This window comes from Amycolatopsis decaplanina DSM 44594 (genome assembly GCF_000342005.1).
GTDB classification, from domain to species: Bacteria; Actinomycetota; Actinomycetes; order Mycobacteriales; family Pseudonocardiaceae; genus Amycolatopsis; species Amycolatopsis decaplanina.
On sequence record NZ_AOHO01000019.1, the window covers coordinates 60,081 to 83,855 of the forward strand.

27 protein-coding genes and 1 tRNA gene are annotated in these 23,775 nt (G+C 68.9%); 14 read left to right on the plus strand and 14 right to left on the minus strand.

Going from position 1 to position 23,775, the window contains the following annotated elements; genetic code table 11:
* Positions 1–40 precede the first annotated feature (40 nt).
* The 3 genes from H074_RS01445 (at position 41) to H074_RS01455 (ending at position 4,755) form a co-directional block, all read left to right on the plus strand.
* Positions 41–2,206 (plus strand): phospholipase A2, encoded by a 2,166-nt coding sequence (locus H074_RS01445; RefSeq protein WP_007028233.1) that lies wholly within the window; start codon positions 41–43, stop codon positions 2,204–2,206.
* 162 nt (positions 2,207–2,368) lie between these two features.
* Positions 2,369–4,000 carry an LCP family protein gene (locus H074_RS01450; RefSeq protein WP_085940867.1) on the plus strand — a complete coding sequence of 544 codons (1,632 nt, stop codon included), beginning with the start codon at positions 2,369–2,371 and terminating at the stop codon, positions 3,998–4,000.
* 284 nt (positions 4,001–4,284) lie between these two features.
* Positions 4,285–4,755, plus strand: a complete 471-nt coding sequence (locus H074_RS01455) for a helix-turn-helix domain-containing protein (protein WP_007028235.1) — start codon at positions 4,285–4,287, stop codon at positions 4,753–4,755.
* Positions 4,756–4,878: 123 nt separating this feature from the next.
* Here H074_RS01455 and H074_RS01460 read toward each other — a convergent pair whose 3' ends face one another.
* Positions 4,879–6,339 (minus strand): flavin-containing monooxygenase, encoded by a 1,461-nt coding sequence (locus tag H074_RS01460; protein WP_007028236.1) that lies wholly within the window; start codon positions 6,337–6,339, stop codon positions 4,879–4,881.
* Positions 6,340–6,460: 121 nt separating this feature from the next.
* Between H074_RS01460 and H074_RS01465 the strand changes: the two genes are divergently transcribed.
* Both H074_RS01465 and H074_RS01470 read left to right on the plus strand, forming a co-directional pair.
* Entirely contained in the window at positions 6,461–7,018 is a 558-nt protein-coding gene (locus tag H074_RS01465) for a TetR/AcrR family transcriptional regulator (protein ID WP_007028237.1), read from the plus strand.
* 233 nt (positions 7,019–7,251) lie between these two features.
* A complete protein-coding gene (locus tag H074_RS01470) occupies positions 7,252–7,662 on the plus strand; it encodes a hypothetical protein (protein ID WP_007028238.1) in 411 nt (136 codons plus the stop codon).
* 3 nt (positions 7,663–7,665) lie between these two features.
* Here the strand turns inward: H074_RS01470 and H074_RS01475 are convergent, their stop codons facing one another.
* The gene (locus H074_RS01475; RefSeq protein WP_005165704.1) at positions 7,666–7,887 is read right to left on the minus strand and encodes a DUF3618 domain-containing protein; all 222 of its coding nucleotides are present in this window, start codon (positions 7,885–7,887) and stop codon (positions 7,666–7,668) included.
* A 124-nt stretch (positions 7,888–8,011) separates the two neighbouring features.
* On the opposite strand from H074_RS01475, the gene H074_RS01480 reads away from it, so the two are divergent.
* Positions 8,012–8,085 (plus strand) — tRNA-Leu (locus tag H074_RS01480).
* 67 nt (positions 8,086–8,152) lie between these two features.
* Here H074_RS01480 and H074_RS01485 read toward each other — a convergent pair.
* The 4 genes from H074_RS01485 to H074_RS01500 all read right to left on the minus strand — a co-directional run bounded on the left by H074_RS01485 (position 8,153) and on the right by H074_RS01500 (position 11,557).
* Positions 8,153–8,752 carry a dihydrofolate reductase family protein gene (locus H074_RS01485; protein WP_007028239.1) on the minus strand — a complete coding sequence of 200 codons (600 nt, stop codon included), beginning with the start codon at positions 8,750–8,752 and terminating at the stop codon, positions 8,153–8,155.
* 5 nt (positions 8,753–8,757) lie between these two features.
* Complete coding sequence (locus tag H074_RS01490) at positions 8,758–9,558, minus strand: metalloregulator ArsR/SmtB family transcription factor (protein WP_007028240.1); 801 nt, start codon at positions 9,556–9,558, stop codon at positions 8,758–8,760.
* 33 nt (positions 9,559–9,591) lie between these two features.
* Positions 9,592–10,599 (minus strand): methyltransferase, encoded by a 1,008-nt coding sequence (locus H074_RS01495; protein ID WP_007028241.1) that lies wholly within the window; start codon positions 10,597–10,599, stop codon positions 9,592–9,594.
* Positions 10,600–10,783: 184 nt separating this feature from the next.
* Positions 10,784–11,557, minus strand: a complete 774-nt coding sequence (locus H074_RS01500) for an aminotransferase class IV family protein (RefSeq protein ID WP_007028242.1) — start codon at positions 11,555–11,557, stop codon at positions 10,784–10,786.
* Positions 11,558–11,610: 53 nt separating this feature from the next.
* Here H074_RS01500 and H074_RS01505 point away from each other — a divergent pair, with 53 nt between their 5' ends.
* On the plus strand, positions 11,611–12,135 hold the full coding sequence (locus H074_RS01505) for a DinB family protein (protein ID WP_007028243.1): 525 nt from the start codon (positions 11,611–11,613) through the stop codon (positions 12,133–12,135).
* Here the strand turns inward: H074_RS01505 and H074_RS01510 are convergent.
* Positions 12,116–12,295, minus strand: coding sequence for a hypothetical protein (locus tag H074_RS01510; protein WP_007028244.1), 180 nt, complete (start codon positions 12,293–12,295; stop codon positions 12,116–12,118). The two genes, H074_RS01505 and H074_RS01510, sit on opposite strands and share 20 nt — an antisense overlap.
* A gap of 120 nt (positions 12,296–12,415) precedes the next feature.
* Here H074_RS01510 and H074_RS01515 point away from each other — a divergent pair, with 120 nt between their 5' ends.
* From H074_RS01515 to H074_RS01530, 4 genes are read left to right on the plus strand one after another with little or no spacing between them, the layout of a single operon-like run.
* A complete protein-coding gene (locus tag H074_RS01515) occupies positions 12,416–13,381 on the plus strand; it encodes a LysR family transcriptional regulator (protein ID WP_007028245.1) in 966 nt (321 codons plus the stop codon).
* Positions 13,382–13,385: 4 nt separating this feature from the next.
* On the plus strand, positions 13,386–15,716 hold the full coding sequence (locus H074_RS01520) for a xanthine dehydrogenase family protein molybdopterin-binding subunit (RefSeq protein WP_007028246.1): 2,331 nt from the start codon (positions 13,386–13,388) through the stop codon (positions 15,714–15,716).
* On the plus strand, positions 15,713–16,561 hold the full coding sequence (locus H074_RS01525; protein ID WP_007028247.1) for an FAD binding domain-containing protein: 849 nt from the start codon (positions 15,713–15,715) through the stop codon (positions 16,559–16,561). Before H074_RS01520 ends, H074_RS01525 begins: the two co-directional genes overlap by 4 nt.
* Positions 16,558–17,019 (plus strand): (2Fe-2S)-binding protein, encoded by a 462-nt coding sequence (locus tag H074_RS01530; protein ID WP_007028248.1) that lies wholly within the window; start codon positions 16,558–16,560, stop codon positions 17,017–17,019. Before H074_RS01525 ends, H074_RS01530 begins: the two co-directional genes overlap by 4 nt.
* Positions 17,020–17,023: 4 nt before the next feature.
* Here H074_RS01530 and H074_RS01535 read toward each other — a convergent pair whose 3' ends face one another.
* Together H074_RS01535 and H074_RS01540 are read right to left on the minus strand one after the other, a co-directional pair.
* Positions 17,024–17,362, minus strand: coding sequence for a hypothetical protein (locus H074_RS01535; protein ID WP_039921203.1), 339 nt, complete (start codon positions 17,360–17,362; stop codon positions 17,024–17,026).
* A 115-nt stretch (positions 17,363–17,477) separates the two neighbouring features.
* On the minus strand, positions 17,478–18,437 hold the full coding sequence (locus tag H074_RS01540) for a glycoside hydrolase family 25 protein (RefSeq protein WP_268744754.1): 960 nt from the start codon (positions 18,435–18,437) through the stop codon (positions 17,478–17,480).
* Positions 18,438–18,567: 130 nt separating this feature from the next.
* Between H074_RS01540 and H074_RS01545 the strand changes: the two genes are divergently transcribed.
* The 3 genes from H074_RS01545 to bcp all read left to right on the plus strand — a co-directional run bounded on the left by H074_RS01545 (position 18,568) and on the right by bcp (position 19,997).
* Positions 18,568–18,750: a hypothetical protein gene (locus H074_RS01545; RefSeq protein WP_007028251.1), complete on the plus strand. Its 183-nt coding sequence runs from the start codon at positions 18,568–18,570 to the stop codon at positions 18,748–18,750.
* Positions 18,751–18,950: 200 nt separating this feature from the next.
* Positions 18,951–19,496 (plus strand): hypothetical protein, encoded by a 546-nt coding sequence (locus H074_RS01550; RefSeq protein ID WP_007028252.1) that lies wholly within the window; start codon positions 18,951–18,953, stop codon positions 19,494–19,496.
* 27 nt (positions 19,497–19,523) lie between these two features.
* Complete coding sequence (gene bcp / locus H074_RS01555) at positions 19,524–19,997, plus strand: thioredoxin-dependent thiol peroxidase (protein WP_007028253.1); 474 nt, start codon at positions 19,524–19,526, stop codon at positions 19,995–19,997.
* Positions 19,998–20,048: 51 nt separating this feature from the next.
* On the opposite strand, the gene rdgB is transcribed toward bcp, so the two are convergent.
* Genes rdgB through H074_RS01580 form a run of 5 tightly spaced genes read right to left on the minus strand, consistent with a single transcriptional unit; the run spans position 20,049 to position 23,705 of the window.
* Positions 20,049–20,654: an RdgB/HAM1 family non-canonical purine NTP pyrophosphatase gene (rdgB, locus tag H074_RS01560; protein WP_007028254.1), complete on the minus strand. Its 606-nt coding sequence runs from the start codon at positions 20,652–20,654 to the stop codon at positions 20,049–20,051.
* Positions 20,651–21,427 (minus strand): ribonuclease PH, encoded by a 777-nt coding sequence (gene rph / locus H074_RS01565; protein WP_039921258.1) that lies wholly within the window; start codon positions 21,425–21,427, stop codon positions 20,651–20,653. Before rph ends, rdgB begins: the two co-directional genes overlap by 4 nt.
* 23 nt (positions 21,428–21,450) lie before the next feature.
* Entirely contained in the window at positions 21,451–22,218 is a 768-nt protein-coding gene (locus H074_RS01570; protein WP_007028256.1) for an MBL fold metallo-hydrolase, read from the minus strand.
* 30 nt (positions 22,219–22,248) lie between these two features.
* Positions 22,249–23,055 (minus strand): glutamate racemase, encoded by an 807-nt coding sequence (gene murI / locus H074_RS01575; protein WP_007028257.1) that lies wholly within the window; start codon positions 23,053–23,055, stop codon positions 22,249–22,251.
* Positions 23,052–23,705: a rhomboid family intramembrane serine protease gene (locus tag H074_RS01580; RefSeq protein WP_007028258.1), complete on the minus strand. Its 654-nt coding sequence runs from the start codon at positions 23,703–23,705 to the stop codon at positions 23,052–23,054. The genes murI and H074_RS01580 overlap by 4 nt, the downstream gene beginning before the upstream one ends.
* Between the last annotated feature and the right edge of the window lie 70 nt (positions 23,706–23,775).

The window sequence follows — 23,775 nt, forward strand, 5'->3', positions numbered from 1 at the left end:
CGGATGTCGGCCCCGATCGGCGGATGGCACCCTTGACGCCATGCCAGCGACAGCCGACGCCGACGCTCGTCCTGCCCGGATCAGGCGGCCCTGGTCGACTTCCGGCTGGTTACTGCTGGTCACGGTGCTGGTGTTCGGGTTCGGGCTGATCGCGTCACGACCCGCCTCGCCGCCGGACCAGGGCCCACCTGAGGGTGACATCCTCGCCGCGCAGAACGCGGTCGACGCGCTGGTGCGGCCGGGCCCGATCGAGAACGTGATCGCCGAACTGCCCGCCGACTTCACCGCGGTCAGCGGTATCACCCCGGGGGTGATGACCGCACGCGACGGCACCGTGCGCGCCGTCCACACCGACGGTGGCTGCTCGGCGCCTTGGGGCGACGACAACACGAAGTGGGACTACGCGGTCCCCTGCAAGGCCCACGACCTGGGCTACGACATCCTCCGCTACGCCGAACGCAAGGGACACCCGCTCGGCCAGGAGGCCAGGGCCTCGCTCGACGACCGGCTCGCGGCCGACATGCACCGCGTCTGCGTCGTCAACCCGAGGGACTCACGCGGCACCTGCGACGTCGTCGCCTCCCTCTACACCGCCGGTCTCGTGCTCAACTCCTGGCATCAGCGCTGGGGGCCGCCGGTCGGCGGCGACCCGCTCGGCCCGATGATCGCCGGAGTGCTGGTGATCGGCGCGCTGCTGGTGTTCCGCCTCCGCGGCTGGGTCCGCGACCGCCGGGCCGCCGTCACGCTCCCCCGCGAGCCGCGACCGGTCGTCCCGGTCGGCCGATGGGCGTTGCTCGGCGTCGCCGGTGTCGTGCTGATGCTGCTCGGCGAATCCGCCGTCGCGCTCGCGCACTGGGCGGGGGCGCCGGAGCGGTCGTTGTGGCCGTTCACCTGGCTCGCCCAGCTCTGTCCGCTCATCTTCTTCGCGGTCGGCCGGATCAACGAGGCGGGCTGGCGGTCGATCCGCGCGACCGGCGGCCGCTACCCGCAGTACCTCGCCGACCGCGCGAGCCCGCTGCTGCGCCCGGCGCTGATCTTCGCCGTCGTCGCGCTGGTCGTCCCTCTCGCGCTGGAGGTGCTGGGGATCCCGGCGGGCACGAACGCCACCGTCATGCGGATCGCGCTGCATCCGCTCTGGCTGCTCGGCGTGTTCCTGCTGACCGTCGTCCTCGCGCCGTCGCTGCTGACGCTGTATCACCGGACGCGGACCGCCTCCGTCGCCGGGCTGCTGGCCCTGACCCTGGCGGGCGAGGCCGCCGCGCAGTGGTCCGGCTCGGCCATCCCGCGCTACGCGGAGACCTTGTTCCTCGCTCTGTTCGTCCAGCAACTGGCGTTCGCCCACGCCGACGGTGTCCGCCTGCCGCGCGGTGTCCTCCTGGCGACGGCGTTCACCGGCGCCGCCGGCCTGGGCCTCGCGGTCGCCGTCCGCGGCGAAGGACCGATGCTGCTCGGCGGCCCCGGCGCCCCGGCCGCGTTGTCGGGTCCGCCGTGGGGTGTGCTTCTGCTCGGCCTGGTGCAGCTCGCGATCCTCGGCCTGGTCGCGCGGCCGCTGGCCCGGCTCGGCGAACGTCCCGCGGTCGCCGCCACCGCGCGCCTCGTCCTGCGCGCCCCGATGAGCCTGTACCTCGGCTTCCTGTCCGCGATGCTGCTGCTCGTGGCTGTCGTCTACCTGCCGGGTCCGTTCGTGGACGGGCTCAGCTGGCTGGCCCGCCCGAGGGTCCTGCTCGCGCTGGCCCTGCTGGCCGTGCCCGCCGTGCTCGTCTTCTGGTGGTTCGAACGTCATTCGGGACCGCGACAGCGGGCGGTCGACGAGCCCGGCCTGCGCGCCGCGGTGTTCTGCCGCGCGGCGGCGACGGTCGGGATGGCGTACGCGATGCTCGGCGTGTTCGGGTTCGCGCTCACCCGCTTCGGTGGCGCGTCCGCCGACGCCGATCTCCTCGGGATCCGGTTCGGCCCGGTCCAGAGCCTGGTCAACCTGCTGCTCGGGGTGTACCTGCTGCACACCGTGCGCAACGGCACCAGCCGGATGACCGGGACCTGGCTGGTCTGTGCGGTCGCGTGCGCGCCGCCGCTGATGAGTGCCCTCGTCGAGCTGCGGGTGAGCGCCGCCTCCGTCGCGCTTCCGGCCGCGACGATCGTCGTCGCGATGCTCGCGGCGGCCGCCACGCTGGTCCCGGCCCGTGCGGCCCGGCGTGTCCTTCCCTGAGCCACACGGCGCTGACCAGGCATTCTCCGTACCATTGGGAGTAAACCGGTGGTGCGTGCCACATCTTCGGGGGGATGTGTAATCCTGCGACAACCCACAACAGGCACCATGCGTCCCTTGAGAAGAGCGTCGAACCGGTAACGAACAGAAGGAGCAGACCGCGTGGAGTACCCGCCTCGGAATGGGCAAGGGGACCGACGTCCCGCCCGGCCTAGGCAGGACGCGCCCGGACGCGTTCCTTCCCGCCCGGCCCCGCCTCGTGGAGCCCGTCCGGCGCCCGCCCGCCAGGCCGCGGGCCGGCCGCCCCGGCGCCCTGAACCACGGCGTGCCCCGCGACGGCCGTTCCGCGGGCCCAAGATCGCCCTCGGCCTCGTCTCGCTGCTGGTGATGGGTTTGACCGGCTACGCGTGGGCCGCGATGGACGGCCTGACCTTCGCCAACGTCGGCATCGGCGCGGACGAAGGCGAGAAGCCCGCCGACGGCGCCCGCGACATCCTGCTCGTCGGCCTCGACAGCCGCACGGACGCGCAGGGCAACCCGCTGTCCAAGGAAGTCCTGGCCCAGCTGCGCGCCGGACAGGCCGACGGCGAACTGAACACCGACTCGCTGATCTTCGTGCACATCCCGAACGACGGCTCCAAGGCCGTCGCGATCTCGCTGCCGCGTGACTCCTACGTGGACATCCCCGGCGGCTTCGGGAAGCACAAGATCAACTCGGCCTACGCCCGCGCGATGCTCGACGAGCGCAAGAAACAGCAGGAGAAGGGCGTCTCCGACCCGAAGGAACTCGACCAGAAGGCCAATGAGGCCGGGGCGAAGACCCTGATCAAGACGGTCGAGCAGCTGACCGGCTCGACGATCGACAACTACGCCGCCATCAACCTGCTGGGCTTCAGCGAGATCACGCAGGCCATCGGCGGGGTCGACGTCTGCCTCAACGACGACGTCGACGACCAGTTCTCCGGCGCGAAGTTCACCAAGGGCCCGCACACCATCTCCGGTGTCGAGGCGCTCGGCTTCGTCCGGCAGCGGCACGGGCTGCCGCGCGGCGACCTCGACCGGGTCGTCCGGCAGCAGGTGTTCATGGCCGGGATGGCGCGGAAGGTGCTCTCGGCGGGCACGCTCGCGAACCCTGGCAAGCTCAACGACCTGATCACGGCCATCAAGAAGTCGGTCGTGCTCAACCAGAACTGGGACGTCTTCGGCTTCGCTCAGCAGATGAAGAGCCTGACCGGCGGTCAGCTCGAGTTCCGGACGATCCCGATCGTCAACATCGAGTACAAGACCCCGAACGACGGCGTCGCCATCCAGGTGGACCCGAAGCAGGTCAAGAACTTCGTCCAGGGGCTCGCGGGCCCGCAGCCCGGCGAACAACAGCAGGCACCGCCCGCCGAGTCCCCCAACAAGGCGACCACGGTCGACGTCCGCAATTCCACGAACCGGGACGGGCTGGCCTCGGCGGTGCTGAAGCAGCTCGTCGACAAGGGCTTCACCGCGGGCGACACGGCCACGGCGAGCGCGCGCAAGAAGACGGTGGTCTGGGTCGCCAAGGGCGAGAAGGCGGCGGGCCAGGCGGTCGCCGACGAACTCGGCGGCAACCCGACCGTCCAAGAGGACAAGAGCGTCGAGGCCGGGCACGTGATGGTCTTCCTCGGCTCGGACTTCAAGGCGCCGAGCGGTGCCGAAGGCGCCGGTTCCTCGCAGAACGCGGCCGGTTCGTCGGCCGCGGCGCCCCCTCCCGAGCAGTCCGACGAGAAGCCGATCACCGCCGAAGGCGTGCCCTGCGTCAACTGACAGGCTCCTCCTTCGCGCGGAAGTCGATCCTTCCTGGCGAGCAGGCTGGGGCGTCGTGGACAAACCCAGGTCCGCCCGGGCGAACCATGACGTCCACCGAAACGCCCCTCCACACTCCCTTATTCACCCATTCGGCCCAGTAGCTCAAAATCGATAGGAAAAGCACCCCCGAAACCGCGTAAGAGCGGCGGCCCTGCCGACTTTCATACACGTGAGCGCGCTCGTCCCGGGTTTTGTCACATGGGGCGAGCGGTGGAGAAGGTGGGCAAGGCAGGGGATGGGGAGTGCTGATCGACGCTGAGAGCTATCAGCGGATACTCGGAGACGAGCTCCGCAAGCTCCGCCGTAAACGTGGCTGGACACGCAAGGAACTGAACCAGCATCTGCAGAGCGAGATCTCGCTCCAGACGCTGGCGACCTACGAGCTGGGCACCCGGCACTGTTCCGTGGTGCGGCTGGTCGAACTGTGCGTCGCGATGGACGAGCTGCCGCAGGATCTGCTGGCCAAGGTGCATCGCCGGGTGTTCGTGGACGAACCGGGCCGGGTCCGGATCGACCTGCGCCTGGTGATCAAGGACGACCAGGAGGAGCTGCTCCCCCTGCGGCGGTGGGCGGACGACCGGCTCAAACGGTCGAGTGACAACGGCTCCACCGAGGTCCACCTCGACTTCGCGGCGCTGGAACGGATGGCCGAACTCTGCGGCATCCCCACCGTCGATCTCGTCGGAAGGCTTCGCCGGCTCAACCCCTCATGAGCGCGGCGTCCCCCGGTCCGTGAAGGCCATGCCCCCATCTTGGCTTTCACGGACCCTCCCCTTTGTACGTGAAGGCCCCCTTCATTGCGCCTAGCGCAATGAAGGGGGCCTTCACGTACTTCCTCAGCCGAGGAGCTCGTAATCCTCGCGGCGCACCTTGCGGGTGTCCAGCCAGTACCGCCAGGTGAAGCCCGGCCAGATCGTGCGGTTGACGCCCTTCGCGTCGAGGTACCAGCTCTTGCAGCCGCCCTGGGTCCAGATGCCCTTGGCGAGTTTGCGCTGGATTTCGCCGTTGAACCGCTCCTGCGCCTCCGGCCGCGGGTCGAGTGCCTTGCCGCGGGCGAGGCGCAGTGCCTGTGCGACGTAGGAGATCTGCGCCTCGATCATGAACACCACGGAGTTGTGCCCCAGCCCGGTGTTCGGGCCGAGCAGGAAGAACAGGTTCGGGAACCCGGACACGGTGATGCCCTGGTAGGTCCGCATCCCCTCGGTCGACCACTCCTTGCCGAGGTTGCGCCCGTCGCGGCCGATGATCTCCAGGTCGTCGAAGGCGTCCGTGACGTGGAATCCGGTGCCGTAGATGATCGCGTCGACCTCGTGCTCGACGCCGGCGCCGTCGACGACGCTGTGCTCGCGGACCTCCTTCACGCCGTCGGTGACGACGTCGACGTTGTCCCGCGCGAGCGCCGGGTAGTAGTCGTTGGAGACCAGGACCCGCTTGCAGCCCATGGTGTAGTCCGGCGTCAGCTTCCGGCGCAGCTCGGGATCCTTGACGCTCTTGAAGATGTTGCGCTGCGCGATGCGCTGGCCGATCTTCATCACCCACGGCTGCCCGTTGAAGCCGATCGCGCGGGCTTCGAGGCCCCAGTAGAGGACGTTGCGGAAAGCGCGCTGCAGCAACGGCACCGAGCTGAACGTCTTCCGGAGCGCTTCCGGCATCTCGCGGTCCGGCTTCGGCATGATCCACGGCGGCGTCCGCTGGAAGAGCGTCAGCTCGGCGACGTCCTTCGCGATCTGTGGCACGAACTGGATCGCGCTCGCGCCGGTGCCGACCACGGCGACCCGCTTGCCGGCGAGGTCGAAGTCGTGTTCCCACTGCGCGGAGTGGAACGCCCGGCCTTGGAAACGCTCGATACCGGGCAGCTTCGGGATCTGCGGCAGGTGCAGCGCCCCGACCCCGGCGACCAGCGCGGGCGCGACGAACTCGTCGCCCGACTTCGACGCGACGTGCCAGCGGTTCTCGTCGGCGTCCCAACGGGCGCCGGTCATCTCCTGGCCGAAGCGGATGAAGCGGTGCAGGTCGTACTTCGCGGTGACGTCGCGCATGTACTGCCAGATCTCCGGCTGCGGCGAGTACGCGCGGGACCAGCCGGGGTTCTGCTCGAACGAGAACGAGTACATATGCGAGGGGATGTCGCAGGCGCAGCCGGGGTAGGTGTTGTCCCGCCAGGTGCCGCCCACGTCGTCGGCCTTCTCCAGGATGACGAAGTCCTCGCGGCCTTCTTTCCGCAGCTGAATGGCCATGCCCAGCCCGGAGAAGCCGGTTCCGACGATGACGACACCGGTCTCGGTGCGGTTGCCCATGACCCGACCTCTCGTTCACATTACCTGTTACCGGGAGTTCACCTTACTCGAAGTAGGTTACCTTCGGTAGAGTGTTGTGGTGACCACGGCGAAGCGCAAACGCATGCCACGAGCAGAGCGAATGCGGCAGATGATCGAAATCGCTGAGGAAGTCTTCGCCGAACGCGGCTACAGCGCGGCGTCGATGGACGACATCGCGGAGCGCGTCGGGGTCTCCAAACCGATGCTCTACGAGTACTTCAACTCGAAAGAGGGGCTGTTGCTCGCCTGCATCCAGCAATCACGGGCGGCCCTGCGCGAAGTCACCGAACGGGCGACCGTCGGCGCGACGTCCGCCGAGGACGCGCTGCGACGCGGACTGCTCGCCTTCTTCGTCTTCATCCGGGAACGACGCCAGGCCTGGTCACTGCTCCGCCACGAGATGGCGCTGATCGGGACCGGCGCAGCCGAGGAGATCGAGCAGACCCGGCGCCAGCAGACGGACCTGATCGCCGCACTGATGGGTGACTACCTCGACCCGGGCGACGACCTCCGCGCCGAAGCGTCCGCGGAGTTCGTCGTCGGCGCGTGCGAACGGCTCGCGATCTGGTGCGAACGACACGAGGACGTCAGCCCCGAAACGGCGACCGGATACGCGATGGACGTGCTCTGGTCGGGCCTGTCCGCGAGGGCCCGCTGAAACGACTGTGAAGATGCGCGTGCATTAGGCCATTCGGTCGTCACTCAGAGCACATTGCCGCCAGTGTCTTGTGACACAGAGTTGTCCTACTGTATCGATGACACTGTAGAAAGTCTGATGGACACTCGCGGCCTCCGTCAGGAGGGGGCGCCACCACCCGAAAGTGGCGTCATGACGGCGGCGTGACCAGGTCCATTGAGTGACGCATGCTCGCGAGGAGAGGGGTGAGGCGGATGACCGAACCGATCACCGCGTCGTACGTCCAAGAGGACGACGACTGGAAGGTCACGGTCAGCGGCTCCGGCAAGGAACTGACCGGCCGCGCGCCGGGCATCATCGCGGCACGGGACCGGGCCGACCAGCTGGTCGAGAAACTGTCCCCGCCGGAACGGTCGACCGTGGTGCACCTGCTCAACGGCAGTGCGCTCGAGTTCACCGCCGCCTACATGACGGCGAGGCTCACGCTTCCGGAGATCGAACCGCTCGAGGTTCCTCCGCCGGCGAACGGCAAGGCCAAGGAGAAGACCGGCGGCAAGCCCCCGGTGCCCCAGGGCAAGGAACTCCCGAAGGCCGTCGACGAGGCGAAGACCAAGGAGAAGCCCGAGCCGGCCAAGACACCCGCCAAGGCGGCCCAGCCCTCCTGAGACCTACTTCAGGAGTTTGCGGATCAGCAGCACGCCGATCAGCACCGCCCCGCCGATGAGCGGGTATTTCACCTTGGGCTCGTCCAGCTTCGCGCGCAGACCGGTCTTCGCGGAATCCACCAGCTTCGCGGGGTTCGCCTTCGTGCCCAGCTGGTCGAGCGTGGCGACCAGCGCGTTCCTGGCCTGCTCGATTTCACGCTCGATGGTCTCGGGATCGCGAGCCACGTGTCCTCCTCGCCGCGACGGACTTGCTGGAAGCCCACGTTAGAGGACGCCACCCCTCGCGGTGGCACCGGCCACGCCGAGAAACGCCGATCGTGTCGCACGCTACGATTTCGGGGCAGTACTGGGGCCCGTAGCCCAATTGGCAGAGGCACACGGTTTAGGTCCGTGCCAGTGAGAGTTCGAGTCTCTCCGGGCCCACCGACACCCAACCTCGTGAGTGGTAAGGACGGTTAGAACCGTCCTTACCACTCACGAGACCCGAAGATCAGCGCGCGCGGTCGTAGACCAGCGCCATCTCCCCCAGCTCCCCGACCTCCTGGTAAGCCAGCGTCCACTTCGAGGCCGGCAGTCCGTCGACGAACAGCCGCTGCCCGCCGCCGGTGATCTCGGGGCAGATCATCAGGTACAGCCGGTCGATCAGGTCGTCGGCGAGCAGGGCCTTGATGACGCTGGCGCTGCTGTTGACCAGAATGTCGCCTTCCCCGTTCGCCTTCAGGTCCGCGATGACGTCGGCGGCCGGTGCGTTCACGACGCGGGCGCGGTCCCAGGGCGCTTCGGTCAGGGTCGTCGAGAAGACCACCTTTTCCGCATCGGTCAGCCACTTCGCGTAGGCGCGGTCGCGGGGGTCGGCGTTCTCGTCGGCGGCGATGGTCGGCCAGAAGCCCAGGAAGCCCTCGGCGTTCAGTCTGCCGAGCACCGCGGTGGTCGCCTTCTCGTGGATACGGGCGAGGTGGGCGCGGGCGATGTCGGTGGTGGCGTACGAAACGATCGCGCCCATGTCGCCAGGGCCGCCGGGGCCGCTGTAGTGGCCGTCCAGGGTGAGGCTGATGTTCGCGGTGACGCGGCGGCCGGTCTGGTTCGTCATGTCGTTCAGTCCTTTTCCTGAGTGAGTCGGGCTGCGAGGTTGTCGAGCACCTGGCTCCAGCCGGTTTCGATGCCGGCGATGAAGGGGACGGCCTCGACGGTGGTTTCGGTGACGCGCAGGTCGAGCCGGAGCCGGGTCCCGCCCGGCGCCTCGGTGAACTTCAGGTCGTAGTGACCGGTGAAGAAGATGTCCCCCGCGGCGTCGAGCACCGAGAGATCGAACTCGAGGTGTTCGTGTTCGGTCGCGGCACGGACCTTGCCCGCGGAGCGGTATCGCCCTTCCGCGTCGCGGTAGTCGAGCACGGCCCGTCCGCCGGTCCACGGCTCGATGACGCAGTCGGTGACGGTCATCGAAGGCGGCGCCCACCAGGACGCGAGCAGCGCGGGTTCGGTCCAGTGCCGCCAGACGTCGTTCCGCGGCGCGGCGAGCAGCCGATCGAACGAAAAGGACCGTCCGTCCGCCCACCGATCCTGATCCGCGGCCGCGGTGTCCGCGCCGATCGCGGCCTGATAGCGCGTGAGGACATCTCGCTCGCCCTCGTTCGCCTCGATCGTCGTGATCAGCGCCCGCAGCCGTTCTTCGAAGTCCTTCAGCGGCGCCGCTTCGATCGCGTAGACGCGACGCTGCCCGAGCGGGAACACCGTCACGAGACCGACGCGGGCGAGGGTCTGCAGGTGCTTGGTGGTCTGCGGTTGCCGCAGGCCGGTCAGCTCGGCGAGCTCACCGACGGACCGGGGCCGCTCGGCGAGAAGCTCGACGATGCGCCACCTCGCTCCGTCTCCCAGTACTGCTGCGATCTGCTCCATGCCCAGAAGTATTCATCTGAGAGAATATTCTTGTCAAGGAATATCTTGGAGCCGGAATTCCAGCAGACTGCGCTGTTCGGTCAGCGTGGTGACCGAGTCGAAGACCAGGCCGTGTGCGGCGGCGAGCTCACGGAGTTCGTCGAGGCGCCGCTCGCGGCCGCCATAAAGCACGAGCATGACCAGGTCCCACTCGGTCTGCGCCCCGAGTCCGCCGACCGCCTCGATGACGAGGACCCGGCCCGCGGGGTGGGCCGCCTCGGCGCAGCGGGCCAGGACGCGATGGGCGTGCTCGTCGTCCCAGTCGTGGAGGATGTCGGACAGCAGATAGGCGTCCGCCCCGCCCGGGAGCGGGTCGAAGAAGCTGCCCGCGGTCACCTCGGCCCGGTCTTCGAGCCCCTGCTCGCGCATCTCCTTCTCGGCGACCGCCGCGGTGGGCGCGAGATCGACGAGATGGCCGCGCATCGAGGGGTTGGCCTTCAGGATCGCGGCGAGCAGGCTGCCGTGACCCCCGCCGACATCGACGAGCGTGCCGAACCGGGACCAGTCGAACCCGGCGACGAACCTCGGTACCTGCGTCAGGAACCGCTGGGTCATCTGCCGGTCGAATGTCTCCCGCAGATGGGGATTCTCGGCGAGATCGGCCCAGAAGTCCTTGCCGTAGCGGCGAATGTAGCCCGCCTGGCCGGTGGCGATGCTGTGCGCGAGTTCGACGAACGCCAGTTCGCCCCGCCCGCCGGCCGCGTTCATGTCCAGGAGTCCGGCGAGACCGTTTCCCGCGTCGGCGCGGAGTTTCGCTCCGTACTCGGTGGTGCGATAGCCGGTCGATGTCCGTTCGAGGACACCGAGCGTGGTCAGATGCCCCAGAAGCAGATCGAGCGCCAGCGGGGATTGGCCGAGTTCCGCCGCCAGGTCGACGGCGGCCGCGCCTTCGCCGGACAGCCGGTCCGGCAGTCCCAGTGTCACCGCGACCCGCAGCGCCATCGGCGTCGCGAGCCCGGCCAGCCGGAGGAATTCCTGTCTGTCCTTGTCATGAGTGGTCACGACTGCCCACTTTGGCAGCACGGTCAACCGACTTACGGTGTCAGCGTCCGCCCGGCTCGCCGAGCGTTTCGCTCACCCAACCGGGGCTGACGGCGTTGAGCGGGAAGCGGGGTGCACGGTGTGCCCGCGTGCGGTGAGCGCTTCGGAGACCGCGGCCCCGACCGTCCCGGTGGCGTCTCTCCTTTCAAGGTCGGGTGAGAGGTTCTGTTTCGTAAGCCCGGTGCAGCGCCTCGACGAACGACGGCGCATCCGGCAGCGGCGCCGGGCCGATCCGGTGCACCGCGATCCCCGGCGTCCACGAATTCATGACCACCGCGCCCGCCAGTCCCGGCAGGTCGGCGAGCGTGACCTCCTGGACCCGTTGCGGCACACCGAGCTCCCCCAGCCGTCGCCGGACGATGCCCATCGTGGTTCCCTCCAACAGGGCGGCGTCGGGCCACACCACCGTATCGCCGTCGGAGAAGGCGAGGTTCCAGATCGTCGCCTCGCTCAGCCTGCCCCGGCGATCGACGAACGCCGCGTCGTCGAAACCTTCGTCGACGGCCCGCCGCCGGAAGTAGGTCTTCGCCATCTCACCGGTGTGCTTGAGGGCGGGCAGGACGCGCTCGTGGTCGACGGCCGTCAGCGCCAGCGGCCCGGCCGGACCCGAAGCCGGGGGCCGGGTGCGCACCAGGACTTCGAGATCACCCGGCAGATGGATCGTCACGGTGAGGGAGACGTCGGCAGGACCGGCCTTCAGCGCCTCGCGCACGTACGAGCGGATCCGGTCGTCGGGCAGGGCGTCGCCGAACAGCTCCAGCGAGGCGGTCCGGAGCCGGTCCAGATGCAGGTCGAGACCGCGGACCCGGCCGTCACGCACTTGCATGGCCGTGAAGTGGGCGAAACCGGCGAAGGCGAGGGGCGCCAGGTCTTCGGCGGTCGCCGTCCGGCCGTTCCGCTGCGCGACATGAGGACACATGTCCGCACCGTAAACCGGTTGCGGCCGCCATGCCCGAAGGGAGGATCCGGCGGGTGTCCGCATCGCGTTCCGGACTGACGCGCTGGCAGTTCGATCTGACCTGGTCGTTGTTCGAATACCACCTCGCCGATCTGGAGCCGGAGGACTTCCTCTGGGAACCAGCGGCTCTCTGCTGGACGATACGACCGGACGGCACACCTGACTGGGCCGATACCGAACCGGATCCCATCCCGGTCCCCACGATCGCCTGGCTCACCTGGCACATCGGCTGGTGGTGGAGCGTCGCGCTGGACCACGCGAACGGGCGGACTCCGCGCGAGCGCGAGAAAATCGCCTGGCCCGGCGAAGAGTCCGCCATCGAATGGGTGCGCGGCCTTCGCGACGAATGGCTGGCCGTGCTGGACCGGTTGGCCGACGACGACCTGGACGCACCTTCCGCCTACCCGTGGGGCGAGGAGGCCGGGCTGACCTTCGCCCACACAGTCGCCTGGGTGAACTCCGAACTGATGAAGAACGTCTCCGAGATCGGTCAGCTCAGGCTGCTGCGCCACGCCCGGGTCACGCCCGGCCCGGCGTGATGCCGGGAATGGACTTCTGTTCACCCAGGAGCATCGAACTGACGACGAGGTAGTCGTCGAGCGCGTACAACGACCCTGCGAGCTTCACCCGGACCGGCGTTTGTCCTTTGTGCGCCGGCAAAGTCCGCTTCAGTTCGAGGACGGCGTCCTCGGAGTCCACCGGCCACTCCCCTCGGTTGTACGATCCCGGCCCGACGCGGCGATTGGACCCAAGTCGCGCGGGCGTTGTCCGACAAGTGACACGCGGCCGGCGACAACCAAGGGTTGTAGGGAGTGCACAGTGGAGCTGGACTTGGGCGCGGTGCGCGCGTTCGTCGCTGTTGCCGAGGACCGGTACTTCAGCGAGGCGGCGATCCGGCTGGACATGAGCCAGCAGGCTGTCTCCAAACGCGTCGCGAAGCTCGAGACCGATCTCGGCGTGCGGCTGCTGTCGCGAACGCGCGGAGGCGCCGAGCCGACCGAAGACGGCGAGGAGTTCCTCAAGCACGCTCGGGCGCTGATCAGCCTCGCCGACCAAGCCGTCGAGCGTCTTCAGGGCAGGCGACGTCCCCTGCGCGTCGACGTCCTCGGCACGCGGCTGGCGACCATGGAGGTCATCCGCGCCTTCCATGCCGACCACGACGACGAACTGGAACTCGTCACGCCCGGGCTGGGCGCGGTGCGCCGGTCGATGCTGCCCGAGTCCGTCGATGCGGCGTTCGCCCGCGTCAGCACCGAACCGTCCCCGGGGATCGGCCGCACGCCCGCCTATCTGGAACCGGCGAACCTGCTGGTCGGGCGGCAGCATCCGCTCGCACGGCGGCGAAAGGTGGCGATGGCGGAGCTCGAAGGACTGACGGCCTGGATGCCCTACAACGCGCGAGCCAGCGAATGGGCGGAGTTCTGGGCCGAACTGTGCCCGGCGTTCGGCATCCTGGTCGACACCGACGGCCCGAACTTCGGACTGGAACACCACATCGAGGTGCTCAGCGAGTCGAAGGACCGGCTGGGCTTCGTCGGCGCGAAGATGCACGTGCCCTGGCATCCGGACGTCGTCCAGATCCCGCTCGTCGACCCGACACCGGTGTACCCGTTTTCGCTGCTGTGGCGGCACGACAACCGGCATCCCACGCTGCCGCTGCTGATCGAGCACGTCCGCTCCGCCTACCGGCCCTTCGATCCGGAGCGGCAATGGCTCCCCGTGTCCGACTGGGAGGCCATGACCCGTGTGCACGATGCGCGAGGGGCCCTCGGTACGGAAAAGTGAGGCCATGGGGCTGATCGGTGCGAGCGTGACCCGGCAGGAGGACGTCCGCCTGCTGACAGGGCGGGCGCAGTACATCGACGACGTGCGGCTGCCGGGGATGCTGGAAGCGGCTGTCCTCCGCAGTCCCCTGCCACACGCGCGGATCCTGCGCGTCGACACCACCGCGGCGGAAGCACATCCCGGCGTGTTCGCCGTGGTCACCGGTGAAGACGTGCGGGCGAGTACGAAGACACCCCAACCGGTGATCTGGTCGAACCTGCCGGACATGCGGACGCCCGAAACCCACGCCCTGGCCATCGGCAAGGTGCGCTACCACGGCCAAGGTGTCGCGGCCGTCGCGGCGAAGGACCGGGCGACCGCCGAAGACGCGCTGGAACTGATCGAAGTCGAGTACGAGGAACTCCCCGCCGCCGGCACACTCGAACAGGCGCTGGCGGACGACGCGCCGAAGCTTTATGAAGACTGGCCGGACAACATCGCCGGCACCGGGACCATCCCGATGGGTGACGTGGCCACCGCGTTCGCCGAAGCCGACGTCGTGCTCACCGAGTCGTTCCGGTTCGCCCGCCAGATGGGCACGCCGATCGAAACGCGGGGTGTGGTGGCGACCTGGGACCCGTTCACCGACCGGCTCGACGTCTGGCTCGCCACGCAGGCGCCCAACCTCGCGCGTGAACTGTTCGGCGAGGTCTTCGGGCTCTCGATGGACCGGATCCGCGTACGCACGCCCGACGTCGGCGGCGGCTTCGGGAACAAGTTCGACTTCTACGCCGAGGAAGTCGTCGCGGCGATCCTCTCGCGACGCACCGGCAAACCGGTCAAGCTCATCGAGGACCGCGCGGAGAGCTTCGTCGCCAACGCGCACTCGCGCGAGCAGAAGATCGACGTCGAACTCGCGGCCAAGGACGACGGCACGATCACCGGTCTGCGCGCCACCGTGTACGGCGTCCTCGGCGGCGTGCTCGGGACCGTCGGCGCCAGCCCGTGCTGGACGACGACCGCCCTGCTGACCGGGCCGTACGCCATCCCGAACGCGGAACTGACCCTCGTCGCCGTGATGACGAACCGGTCGCCGTACGGATCGTTCCGCGGTTACGGGCTGCCGAAGGCGAACTTCGTGCACGAACACCTGGTGGAGCAGCTGGCGAAGCGTCTCGGCATGGACGCGCACGCGGTGCGGCGCAAGAACTTCATCCCGCCGGAGGCGTTCCCGTACCAGGGCCCGGTGTTCGTCTACGACAGCGGCCGCTACGAGGACTGCCTGGATCTTTGCCTGAAGGCCGTCGAAGACGCGGGCTGGACGGAACGTCGCGGAAACGGCGTCGGTATCGGGTACGCGTTCCACAACGAACTGACCGGGTTCGGGCCGAGCAGGATCATCAACCTGGCCGGATTGGGGCACTCCGGGTTCGACGAGGAGGTCGTACGGGTCGACTCGACCGGCCACGTGACCGTCCACACCGGACTGTCCGCGATCGGACAGGGCATCCACACGACGCTGGCGCAGGTGGCCGCGCATACGCTCGGCGTCCCGCTCGACCATGTCACCGTGCTCTCCGGGGACACCCAGAGCTGCCCATACACCGGCTACGGCACGGCGGCGAGCCGCGGCGCGGCTGTCGGCGGCGCGGCCGTGCTGAACGCGTCGGCCCGGCTGCGGGCGAAGATCCTGCGGGTGGCCGGGCACATGCTGGAGGCCTCCCCCGGCGATCTGTCCCTTGAGGACGGTGTCGTTTCGGTGAAAGGCGTACCTGGCAGGCAGGTCACCCTCGCCGCGATCGGCGACGCGGCGTACCGGCGGCTGAACGGCGTCTGGCCCGAGGACGAGACGCCGACGCTGGAGGAACGCGAGGTCTACGATCCGGTCAACGTCGCGACCTCTTTCGGTTGCACCGCGGTCCTCGCCGAAGTCGACAGGGAGACCGGCGTGGTGACGCTGCTGGATTATCTGATCGCGCACGATTGCGGCACCGTCATCAATCCGACGATCGTGGACGGGCAGTTGCACGGCGGTGCGGCGCAGGCGATCGGCGGGGCGCTGTACGAGGAACTGGTCTACGGCGCCGACGGACGGATGGCGACCACGTCGTTCACCGGGTATCTACTGCCGACGGCGACCGAGATCCCGCCGTTCTCCGTGTCGCATATGACGACGCCCGCCGAGCATGTTCCCGGTGGGTTCAAGGGGATGGGGGAAGCGGGTGTGATCGGCGGCGGCGCGGCGATCGCGCACGCGATCGAGGACGCGCTGCGCGAATACGACGTCGACATCACTTCGCTGCCGATCACGCCGCCACGGCTGCTTGCCGCGCTGAAACGGGGAGCTGCCCGGTGAAGGCCGCGCCGTTCGAATATTTCCGGGCTTCATCACTCGACGAGGCCGTCGAAGCGCTGGGCACTCCGGACGCCCGGGTGCTGGCAGGCGGACAGAGCCTGGTGCCGTTGCTGAACCTGCGTCAGGCGCGGCCCTCGCTGGTGGTCGACATCAACCGCGTCGACGAGCTTTCCTTCCTGCGCGAGGAGAACGGGCGGCTGGAGATCGGGGCGCTCACCCGGCACCGCTTTGCCGAGACGTCCGCCGTCGTCCGGTCCGAAGTGCCGCTGCTCGCCGAGGCACTCGGCTACGTGGGGCACGTGGCCATCCGGAACCGGGGCACGATCGGCGGCAGTCTCGCGCACGCCGATCCGGCCGCGGAACTGCCCGCGGTGATGGTCGCGCTCGACGCCGGCTTCACCGTCCACGGACCGGACGGCGAACGGATCGTCGCCGCCCGGGACTTCTTCCTCGGCCCGCATCGAACGGCGTTGGCCCCCGGCGAACTGCTGACCCGGATTTCGGTGCCGCCGCATCGAGGCGGCTGGGCGGTCGAGGAACTGAGCAGGCGAAGCCGCGATCTCGCGCTGGTCGCCGTCTTCGTGACCGTGACGATGTCCGGCGACGTCTGCGAATCCGCGCGGATCGCCGTCGCGGGTGCCGGCCCGACGCCGATCCGGCCCCTCACCGCCGAAAAGTCACTCGCCGGCGGCCCCTTGACGGACGACGCCATCGCTCTTGCCGCGGAGCTCGTCGCCACGGAGACCGATCCGCCCGGCGACCTCCACGCCCCGGCCGGGTATCGACGGGAGATGGCCGCCGTCCTCACCCGGCGGGCGATCACGCGAGCGAAGGAGAGCGCATGATCACGGTCACCCTGACGGTGAACGGCCGGACCTATCGCGCCGGCTGCGAACCGCGGCGGACGCTGGCCGACTTCCTGCGCCACGACCTGGGCTTCACCGGGGTGCACGTCGGCTGCGAACACGGCGTCTGCGGCTCGTGCACGATCACCCTCGACGGCGCGACCGCGCGTTCGTGCTGCCTGCTGGCGGCGCAGGTGGACGGGTCGGAAATCGTCACCGTCGAGGGACTGGCGGCGGATGGCGAACTGCATCCGCTGCAGGAGTCGTTCCGGAAGCACCACGGGCTGCAGTGCGGTTTCTGCACGCCCGGGATGCTGGCGACGGCGATGGAGTTGCTGAAGGAGAACCCGGATCCGACGGACGCCGAGATCCGGCAGGGGCTCTCGGGGAACCTGTGCCGGTGCACGGGGTACCAGTTCATCGTGGACGCCATCCGGGACGCGGCCCCTGGCCGGTGAAGGATCACCACTCGTCGTCGATGTGCCCCCGCAGCTCCTTCGCGACCCGCAGGGGGAGGGCGAGAAGCACGCCCTCGAGCATTTTCCTCGCCTCCCAGGGATCGCCGCAGCTTTCCCACACGCCACAGCCCTCGGTTTCGACCCGAAGCCGCCGGTACGGGTCCGCGGCGAACTCTCTCCAGAGACGGAGAGCGGTCCAGGTCGCACCGGGACCGAGGTAGCTCCGGGAACGTTCGAGAGGGGCGATCCCGGCAGCGAGCGCGGGCGAGAAGCCTTCACCTGATTCGGTCGGGCAACGCTGCGGCAACTCTTGCCGGACCCGAGCGGGCGCCCTACGCGGCATCGCCCTTCAGGAAATTCGTCACCTGATCATCGTGCCACAACCCCAAAGTCCGTGAAGGCCTCCTTCCCTACCTTCAAAGTAGGGAAGGAGGCCTTCACGGACTTCCGAGCCCGGCTCAGCCGACGATGTCGATCTCGAACTCCACGTTCGAGCTGTACTCGAAGTCGACCCACACCGCGCCCGGCAGGTGGTACCGCCGGTGCGAAACCGTCTTCGGATCGAAGCCGGGCGTCTGCAGGGGATTCCCGCCGACACCGACCTTGTCGCTGCCCCAGGCGTAGATGTTGCCCTGCCACACGGGCGCGTCGGTGACGCCGTCCCCGTCGACACGCGGACGGACGATGATCGCGGCCGTCTCGCTGCCGGAGAGGAAGAGCCGCACGGACGTGGTCGAGGGACTGGCCGGAATGGTCCTGCGTTCCATGAGTTCTGTCGTCGCCTTCCGTTTCGGGGCGGCGCCGCCGCCGGTCAAGTGGGCGTTCGTGTAGGACTCGTTGAGGTCGACACCGCTCGCGCGGATACCGGGGACCTGGCCCGAATCCGAGTACTGGTGCACGTCGTAGCGACCCGCGGCGGCGTCGGGTTTGGCCCCGTAGCGCGCGATCCAGATGACCAGGTCCGGCACGCCGAATTGGTCCGGGCGCAGCATCTTGGCTAGAGCATTGTTCAGGTAGACACCGGGCCGGAACCCATGTCCGGCGACGCGACCGCAGAACCTGATCGAGAAGTCCCGCTTGCGCCCGTCGGGGATGTTCGGCGTCCCCGAACCCGGCGGGTTGTCCTCGAGATCGAGCATCGGAACACATCCGGTCGCCCCGAGCCGCCGGACCTCCGCGACGAACACGTCGGCCTGAGCCTCGGGCGAGGGACTTGCCTGGGCGAAGTGGTAACCGCCCACTGGGATCCCCACGGATCTCGCTCCGGCCACCAAGGCGTCGCCGGTGTTGCGGCCGCCGTTCGGCAAGCCACCGCCGTCGGTGAGCTTGACGAAGACGAACGTCACTCCGTGATCCTTGACAGCCTGCCAATTGGTAACGGACTGAAAGCGACTGTAGATATCTATTCCCAGCGCCATCCTGACAGCCTGACGGGCGAATTAGTTGGACAAAAGGGCCTAGTGGGCGATAACTGGTACGTACGGTCCGCCCTTTCGGGCGACCTCTCCCTGGCTGACTCGGCCGGCCCATGCCCGTACTGTGACAACCATGGCGTCTCGAAGCCCCTTTCGCTGGCTGACCCGGTGGGCGGACTGGTTCGAAGAGCGCGGCGTCTACGTTCCGGGCGAGGAGAGCCGGGCGGTCGATCCGATGCGCGATTTCGGCTGGCTGATCGTGGCCTGGGTGTCCGGTCTGGCGATCTTCATCCTGTTCTTCGCCTTCGCCGTCTGACCGTCTCCGGTGTGCCATCGAGGTGACGGCTGTCACTAGCCGTGCCCTTCCGATCACGGATCGGCCACGGGTGTACACCAGGTGCGCGTCAACCCGGCCGCGCCGCTCCTCTCGGCCGGGGAAGACCGTCACTCTGGACACTTCGGCACTGATGACTACCTCGAACGGCCCACCCGCACCTCCGACTGGAGTAACCGCACATGGCGCCCCCGCGCACCCCGAAGCTCTTGATCGCCGCCTGCTCGTTGCTGCTGGCGGCCGCGTGCGGGGTTCCGGCACCGGAAAAAGGGGCAGCGATGCTCGGTGCGGACACCCCGGCCCAGGGCCTGGCCGCGACGCACACGGAAGGCGACCTCGCGTTCGGCGCCCCGCACCGGTTCGCGACCGGGGTCACGATCTCCGTGTCCGCTCCGAAATCGTTCCGCCCCAGCGCGTCGGCGTACCCGCAGAGCCCGCGCGCGGTGGCCTTCGGCATCGAGGTGACGAACGCGGGCGAGGGCACCTACCGGCTCTCCGGCCTGTCCGTGACGGGTGAGGTCGACGGAGAGACCTCCGCGGTCAAACAGGTCGTCGACCCGGTGCAGGGCTACAACGGCGTCGCGGACGCCGGCAAGGACGTGGCGCCCGGCCGGTCGGTCCACCTGAACCTGGCGTTCGCCGTTCCGGACAGGCCGGTGAGGCTGCGCCTTCAAGTGCGACCGAGCACTTCGGAGCCTGTCGCCGCGAAGTACTGCGGGAAGGTCTGACCCCGCCGATTCGCTACCGTGTGCGTCATGACCGAGCAGCGACTCTCCCCCGGCGACAAAGCGCCCGACTTCACCCTCCCCGACAGTGAGGGCAACGACGTCAAGCTCAGCGACTTCCACGGCAAGTCGGTCGTCGTGTACTTCTACCCGAGCGCCGGCACGCCGGGCTGCACGAAGCAGGCTTGCGACTTCCGGGACAGCCTCGCGCAGCTCAACGACGCCGGCTACCAGGTGCTCGGCATCTCGCCGGACAAGCCCGCGAAGCTCGCGAAGTTCGTCGAGGCGGAAGGGCTGACGTTCCCGCTGCTGTCCGACACGGAGAAGACCGTCCTCAAGGCGTACAGCGCCTTCGGCGAAAAGAAGAACTACGGCAAGGTCTACGAAGGCGTCATCCGCTCGACGTTCGTCGTCGACCCCGAAGGCAAGATCGCCGTGGCACAGTACAACGTGCGCGCCACCGGGCACGTCGCGAAACTGCTCCGGGACCTCTCCCTGGCATAAAGCCTCGTGAGTGGTAATGACGGTTCTAACCGTCCTTACCACTCACGAGACTCAACCCACCAAGTTCCTGAGTTCCCCTGCCAACGCGCGCAACGCCTTCCCCCGGTGCGAAGCTTCGTCCTTTTCGGACGGTTCCAGCTCGGCGGAAGTCCGCGTCCCACCCTCCGGCACGAAGATCGGGTCGTAGCCGAATCCGTTGGCACCACGGCGTTCCCGGATCAGCGAGCCGCGCCATTCCCCGCGCACCACGGTTTCGTCGCCACCGGGGATGACCAACGCGGCCGCACAGACGAAAGCCGCGCCCCTGCGCTCGTCGGGTGTGTCGGACAGCTGCGCCAGCACGAGGTCCAGGTTCGCCTCGTCGTCGCCGTGTTTGCCCGACCAGCGCGCCGAAAGCACGCCCGGCATGCCGTTGAGCGCGTCGACGGCGATACCCGAATCGTCGGCGATGGCCGGGAGACCGGTCGCGGCGGCCGCGTCCTGGGCCTTCGCGAGCGCGTTGCCCTCGAAGTCCGGAGCGGTCTCGGGTGCTTCGGGGAACTCGGGGACGTCGGCGAGGCCGATGACCTCGACACCTTCGATCCCCTCCGCCACCAGGATGCGCCGGAGTTCACCGAGCTTCTTCGCGTTGCGGGTGGCGAGGAGCAGCTTGGTCACTTGGCGCCCTTCTTCTTGTCCGGACGCGGCTCGGGGAGTTCGCCGGGATACGGCAGCGCGAGGGCTTCGGTCTGCAAGCGGGTCAGCTCCTCGCAGCCCGCGAGCGCCACGTCCAGCATGGTGTCCAAAGTAGACCGCGCGAAGGTGGCACCCTCGCCGGTGCCCTGCACCTCGATCAGCGTGCCCGCGTCGGTGGCGACGACGTTCATGTCGACCTCCGCGCGCGAGTCCTCTTCATAAGGCAGGTCGAGACGCACCCGGCCGTCGACGACGCCCACGCTCACCGCGGCCACCGAAGACGAAAGCGGCTGCGGGTCGGCCAGGCGGCCCGCGGCGCCGAGCCAGGTGACGGCGTCGGCGAGCGCGACATAGCCGCCGGTCACCGCGGCCGTACGGGTACCGCCGTCGGCCTGGATGACGTCACAGTCGATGACGATCGTGTTCTCCCCCAGCGCCGCCAGGTCGATGCAGGCGCGCAGGGACCGGCCGATCAGCCGGGAGATCTCGTGTGTGCGGCCGCCGACGCGGCCCTTGATGGATTCGCGGTCGCCGCGGGTGTTGGTCGCCGACGGCAGCATCGCGTACTCGGCGGTGACCCAGCCGAGGCCGGAACCGGCCCGCCAGCGGGGGACGCCTTCGGTGACGCTCGCCGCGCACAGCACCCGGGTGTCGCCGAATTCGATCAACACCGAGCCCGCGGGCCACCGCTGGAAGCCGCGGGTGATCTTGATGTCGCGAAGCTGGTCGTCGTTCCTGCCGTCTTTTCTCGCCACGGCCGTCACTCTAGAACCCCGTGTCAGAGGTCGTAGACGGCGCCCTGCTCGACCAGCTCGGCCGCGGGGAACGCGACGGCCGCCTCGGCGAGGACCGCGTCGCGGTCGGTCCAGGGCGCGACGTGGGTGAGCAGCAGCCGCCCCACCCCGGCCTCGCGCCCGAGCTCTCCCGCTTCCTTGCCGGACAGATGGACGCCGGCGGGACGGTCGGGTGAATCGGTCCACGACGCTTCGGACAGCAGGACGTCGACGCCGCCGGCGAGGTCGGTCAGGGTGTCGCAGACGCCGGTGTCGCCGGTGTAGGCGAAGGTCTTGCCACCGTGCGCGAAACGCAGGCCGAACGCCGGGGTCGGGTGGTCGACCGGGACCGCGGTGACCTCGAACGGCCCGATCTCCATGGGCTCCGGCCGCAGGGCGTCGAAGGCGAACACGTCGGAGAGATCGGTGGTCGCCCGCTCCTCCTCGTTCGCCGCGTAGGCGTGGGCGAGCCGCTCGTGCACGTCCGACGGCCCGTACACCGGCAGCCGGCGCGGCCTCGCCGGGTACGGCGGCGCCGGGTGGTAGCGCCGCAGCACGGTGAGCGCGCTGACGTCGGCGCAGTGATCGGGGTGGAGATGCGAAAGGATCAGCGCGTCCAGGTCGAACGGGTCGCGCAGGGCCTGCAGCCTGGCGAGCGTCCCGTTGCCGAGTTCGAGCCCCAGGACGAACCCGTCCGCCTCGAGCAGGTAGCCGGACGCGGCGGCGTTGGGCCCGGGGATGCTGCCCGAGCAGCCGAGGATCGTGAGACGCACTGTGACACCTTAAGCACGGAATCGGCGATTTTACGCGCTGGTGGGAGCCAGCACACCCGGAGCGAAGCCCATGAACCGCTGAGCGAGCCTGGTGAACGGCTCGGCGGATCCGGTGGCGACGAACTCGTGCCGCGGCGGGGTGTCGCGCTCGGCGAGGAGGTCGGCCTCGGTGAGGACGCGCACGAGGTCACGCGCGGTCTCCTCGGCGCTGGACACCAGCGTGACGTCCTGGCCCATGACGATCTGCAGCACCCCGGACAGCAACGGGTAGTGCGTGCAGCCCATGACCAGCGTGTCGACCTGTGCGTCCAGCAGTGGTTCCAGATAGCCCTGTGCGAGCCCCAGCACCTGGCGACCGGTGGTGATCCCGCGTTCCACGAAGTCCACGAACCGCGGGCACGCGACGCTGGTGATCTCGACATCCTGCGCGGCGTTGAAGGCGTCGTCGTAGGCGCGCGACCGGACGGTGCCCTCGGTGCCGATCACGCCGATGCGGCCGGAGCGCGTGGCGGACACGGCCCGGCGCGCGGCAGGGAGGACGACCTCGATGACGGGGACGTCGTAGCGCTCCCTCGCGTCGCGAAGGCAGGCTGCGGAGGCGGTGTTGCAGGCGATGACCAGTGCCTTCACCCCGCCTTCGACGATGTCGTCCAGCGCTTCCAGCGCGTACTGGCGTGCCGTCGCGATGGGAAGCGGACCGTACGGGTTACGGGCGGTGTCGCCGACATAGCGCAACTGCTCCCCGGGCAACTGCTCCAGGATCGCCCTGGCGACGGTGAGCCCGCCCACTCCGGAATCGAAGACGCCGATCGGGGCGTCGGCGCTCGGCTTGGTCACACGGCGAGGCTACCGGGACCGGTCGCTTTCCTGGCCTGGGACCTGTCCACCCGCGCCATCGACCAGGCCGCGAAGACCCCGGACAGCGCACCGAACAGGTGACCCTGCCAGGAGACGTTCGGATCACCCGGAAGCAGTCCCCAGAGCATCCCGCTCCAGATGCCGAGCAGCACCAAGGCCACCAGGATCTGCCCGGCAGCGCGGTTGAAGATGCCCCGGACCAGCAGGAACGCGAGCCAGCCGAAGGCGACGCCGGACGCTCCGACGGTCACCGTGCCGCCCGGCGCGATCAGCCAGACACCGATACCGGAAAGCACCCAGATGATCGCGGTGACCAGCACCCACCGGCCGATGCCCGCGGACATCGCGAGGAAGGCGAACACCAGCACCGGGACGGTGTTGGAGAACAGGTGCCCCCAGCCCGCGTGCAGCAACGGCGCCCAGAGCACGCCGTCGAGCCCGGAGAGGTCACGGGCGAGGATGCCGCCCTGGTCGAGGTCGGCGGGAAGCACGACGTCGACCAGCTCGACCACGTAGAGCAGCACGGTGAAGGCCAGCGCCACGATCGCGGCGGCCTTCGGGTTCGGCGGCAGGACGCGTTTGGCCGGATCCGTACCGGGCTCGCTCGCCGGGACCGGCTGGGGAGGCAAAGGGGTCACCTCCCCAGGCTACGACGGCGACCGGCGGGATCACCTCCGTGAAAACCCTGAATTGTCGGTG

What these genes read in the sequence shown, in the direction of transcription:
- H074_RS01530 (WP_007028248.1), top strand. Translation starts at nt 16,558, where the DNA reads ATGATCACGGTCACCCTGACGGTGAACGGCCGGACCTATCGCGCCGGC.
- H074_RS01550 (WP_007028252.1), top strand. Translation starts at nt 18,951, where the DNA reads ATGGCGCCCCCGCGCACCCCGAAGCTCTTGATCGCCGCCTGCTCGTTG.
- bcp (WP_007028253.1), top strand. Translation starts at nt 19,524, where the DNA reads ATGACCGAGCAGCGACTCTCCCCCGGCGACAAAGCGCCCGACTTCACC.
- H074_RS01535 (WP_039921203.1), bottom strand. Translation starts at nt 17,362, where the DNA reads ATGCCGCGTAGGGCGCCCGCTCGGGTCCGGCAAGAGTTGCCGCAGCGT.
- H074_RS01490 (WP_007028240.1), bottom strand. Translation starts at nt 9,558, where the DNA reads ATGGAGCAGATCGCAGCAGTACTGGGAGACGGAGCGAGGTGGCGCATC.
- H074_RS01470 (WP_007028238.1), top strand. Translation starts at nt 7,252, where the DNA reads ATGACCGAACCGATCACCGCGTCGTACGTCCAAGAGGACGACGACTGG.
- H074_RS01545 (WP_007028251.1), top strand. Translation starts at nt 18,568, where the DNA reads ATGGCGTCTCGAAGCCCCTTTCGCTGGCTGACCCGGTGGGCGGACTGG.
- H074_RS01540 (WP_268744754.1), bottom strand. Translation starts at nt 18,437, where the DNA reads ATGGCGCTGGGAATAGATATCTACAGTCGCTTTCAGTCCGTTACCAAT.
- H074_RS01460 (WP_007028236.1), bottom strand. Translation starts at nt 6,339, where the DNA reads ATGGGCAACCGCACCGAGACCGGTGTCGTCATCGTCGGAACCGGCTTC.
- H074_RS01465 (WP_007028237.1), top strand. Translation starts at nt 6,461, where the DNA reads ATGCGGCAGATGATCGAAATCGCTGAGGAAGTCTTCGCCGAACGCGGC.
- H074_RS01485 (WP_007028239.1), bottom strand. Translation starts at nt 8,752, where the DNA reads ATGACGAACCAGACCGGCCGCCGCGTCACCGCGAACATCAGCCTCACC.
- H074_RS01500 (WP_007028242.1), bottom strand. Translation starts at nt 11,557, where the DNA reads ATGTGTCCTCATGTCGCGCAGCGGAACGGCCGGACGGCGACCGCCGAA.
- H074_RS01520 (WP_007028246.1), top strand. Translation starts at nt 13,386, where the DNA reads ATGGGGCTGATCGGTGCGAGCGTGACCCGGCAGGAGGACGTCCGCCTG.
- H074_RS01445 (WP_007028233.1), top strand. Translation starts at nt 41, where the DNA reads ATGCCAGCGACAGCCGACGCCGACGCTCGTCCTGCCCGGATCAGGCGG.